Below are 2,599 nucleotides of genomic sequence, written 5' to 3' on the forward strand. Positions count from 1 at the left end.
CTGGAGTTGTGCGCGATGGCCGGAACGCTGATCCTGGACCAGGACGGCACCTATGACCCGACTTGCTTCAACGATCGGTTGGTGCTTGGGTTGAAAAGACATGATTCATAAAGCACCTCTTGTTCAACATTCCGTGGTTCTCAGCAAATTAAACTACGTTTCGGGGTACATCCATTCTAGGTTCTGGTGTCACTCGCAGTCTGCTACCAATCCGTCACGTCGGCAGATATAGCCCACATGCTGGTGAGTGAAAGGGCGCCCGAACGCCGTCCGGTAACCCATATCATTCAGACGATCGGCGATTTCACGGTAAGAGTACTGCCCAGCCATTTCGTGGATCTTCACGACAGCTTCCTGAGGCGTCTTTAGAGATCCGTCCCCTGGCGCAGCGCGCTTGACGGCGAAGTTGGTTAGCACTCCCGAGCGCCATCGAATCTGCACGTCGATTTCCGCGGTCTTGCTCACACCATCTAGTTGTACAGATGCTATCGCCATGCGTAGCAAACGCTTTCGTTCCTGATTCGTTGTGGTCGCGGCCCTCCAAAGAAGAGGCAGATTCTGTGAAAGCTCCTGTATCGCCCGGCGTTCTTCCGGTGTGATATTCCATTGGGCTTCTTGTTCTGCTTGGACATAGGCTTGCTCCAAGTGAGTTACTCTCTCCAACTTCTCGTTCCATCGCCGTTCTAACTCCGATGCCACCAGACGATGGTCCGGGTCGACAGCATCATATTGGCGTTGCGCTGACCGCGCCTCATAGTGTGCTTGCTCTAGTTGCAGTTCCCGCTGGCGGCGTTGGGCTGCCAGATCCTGTTCCAGCTGCTCCAGAACTCGGAATCCTACCTCTACCCCCACAGGGGAAACGGCTTCCAAGAAGGCTTCCGCGATCGCTGCGTCCACCGGGCGCGAGGTCATGCTCTGGCAAATTTTATCCGCGTCTCCACTCTGGTAGCTGGCTTGACAGATATAAGAAGGGGATCGTTTCTCACTCAGGGCGCGGTTTTGCACTCCCATCTTGCAGCCGCAGATCCCACAGTAGACGATGCCCTGGAGCAGAGCGTTTCCCTCCCGAGCCACGCCATTCGCTTCCTCGCGATTCCAGTTCTGGCGCAACCGCTCACAGTTCTTCACGTACTCCTCCCAACTGAGATAGGCCGGGTGATGAGCCTCGATCTTCACCGGCCATAGCGCCATGGGGACCTGATGGGGGAGCACCTTGCCCGTCTTGGCCGAACGGCGATCTCCAGAGTACTCCCAACGACCGAACACGTAGACTCCGGCATAGGCCGGGTTGTGCAGGATGCGAACGACGGCGCTCAAGCTAGGCGTCTTCCAAATCAGTGAGCCGTACCCGTCCTGAGTGGTCATTCGTGTGGGCAGGTCCAATCCTTGTTGCTTCAGATCACGCACCACACTCCGAGCTATCCCATGACGACGGAAAGAGGCGAACAGGCAAGTCAGTCGTTCTCGCACCTGAGCGTCCGGATCCAACTCCCAATCACCAGCGGCACCGCGCACGTAACCTGTTGGCAACGGGAACTGCAGGTGCCCCTTCCGGGCCTTGTTCCAACGCCCTTCATACAATCGCGTGCGCAGAGTAAACAATTCCGCTTCCGACAGAGTCCCTTTTACCCCGAGCAACAAACGATCGTTTGGTTCCCGCGGACTGTAGACGGCACTTTCGTCCCCGATCAAGGTACTGGTTAATCCGCAGATTTCGATCAGCCGATACCAGTCGCTATTATTGCGCGCCAATCGTGACGCTTCCAGCATCAACACGATTCCCACTTTTCCCAGACCCACTTCCGTCACTAAGCGCTGAAAACCGCTGCGATGAGTTGCGGTGCTGCCCGATCGACCTTGGTCCTCATCAATGACCTCGACGTGACTCACAGGCCAGCCTAACTGTGTGGCTCGCTCTCGCAGATGATATTGCCGCTCGGTGCTCTCTCGATTCTCCATGACCTGCCACGGAGTAGATTGTCGTACATAAACGTAGGCCATGCGCTCATAGTGGAGTCTTTGAATCTTCATCGTAGTCATGACGCTCCTTTTTCGGAAACGAGAATCTGCACGTGGCGGCGGCCTACCTCGACCCACAGTGTTTGCAAAGATAAAGGCGCCTCGGCTTGCGGGCCCGGCGCCTCCCCCCGGAGTCGCCTCGGCAAGGCCCTGGAAGCTGATCGAGGCAGCGTTTGCGAGACCTTTACGACATTCGATTTCCGGCAAGCAGAATTTCGATCTACTACACGATTGGACGGATTATCGACTGCACGCACCTGGCGAAGCACCAGATGAGCAAAGAAGCCGCAATCACGGAGTAGTTCGCCAAGGAACTGGCGCTGATTAGCCGAAGTGCCAAGTTGCGGTCCATCCGCCAGGTGACACTCACTCTTCTCCTGGCAGAGAAGAACCGCTTGGAGATTGCATTTAGTCTTTGGATCAGGGGCTACCAATCTTGGAATGCTGATAGTACCGGCAGCTTCGCCAGCCGCTATCTGTGGTGCCCCAGTATGGAGGAAGAATACGAACAGCAGACCGAGAAGGAACGACGCCTCATCGACACACATACGCGCCAGCAGTTGCTGTCGTTGGTCGAAGA

The 2,599-nt window shown here is 56.1% G+C and carries 3 protein-coding genes; 2 read left to right on the top strand and 1 reads right to left on the bottom strand.

The genetic code is table 11. The annotated features are described in order from the left end of the window. Positions 1-189 precede the first annotated feature (189 nt). Positions 190-2,031 carry a recombinase family protein gene (locus Q363_RS31265; RefSeq protein WP_169747214.1) on the bottom strand — a complete coding sequence of 614 codons (1,842 nt, stop codon included), beginning with the start codon at positions 2,029-2,031 and terminating at the stop codon, positions 190-192. Positions 2,032-2,192: 161 nt separating this feature from the next. On the opposite strand from Q363_RS31265, the gene Q363_RS45780 reads away from it, so the two are divergent. Continuing rightward, positions 2,193-2,321, top strand: coding sequence for a hypothetical protein (locus tag Q363_RS45780; protein ID WP_281176117.1), 129 nt, complete (start codon positions 2,193-2,195; stop codon positions 2,319-2,321). A gap of 93 nt (positions 2,322-2,414) precedes the next feature. Next, positions 2,415-2,599, top strand: a 185-nt coding sequence (locus tag Q363_RS43505) for a hypothetical protein (protein WP_211256462.1), incomplete at its 3' end; no start/stop codon positions are given.

Origin of the sequence: Edaphobacter aggregans DSM 19364 (assembly GCF_000745965.1) — a bacterium.
Taxonomy (GTDB): Bacteria; Acidobacteriota; Terriglobia; order Terriglobales; family Acidobacteriaceae; genus Edaphobacter; species Edaphobacter aggregans.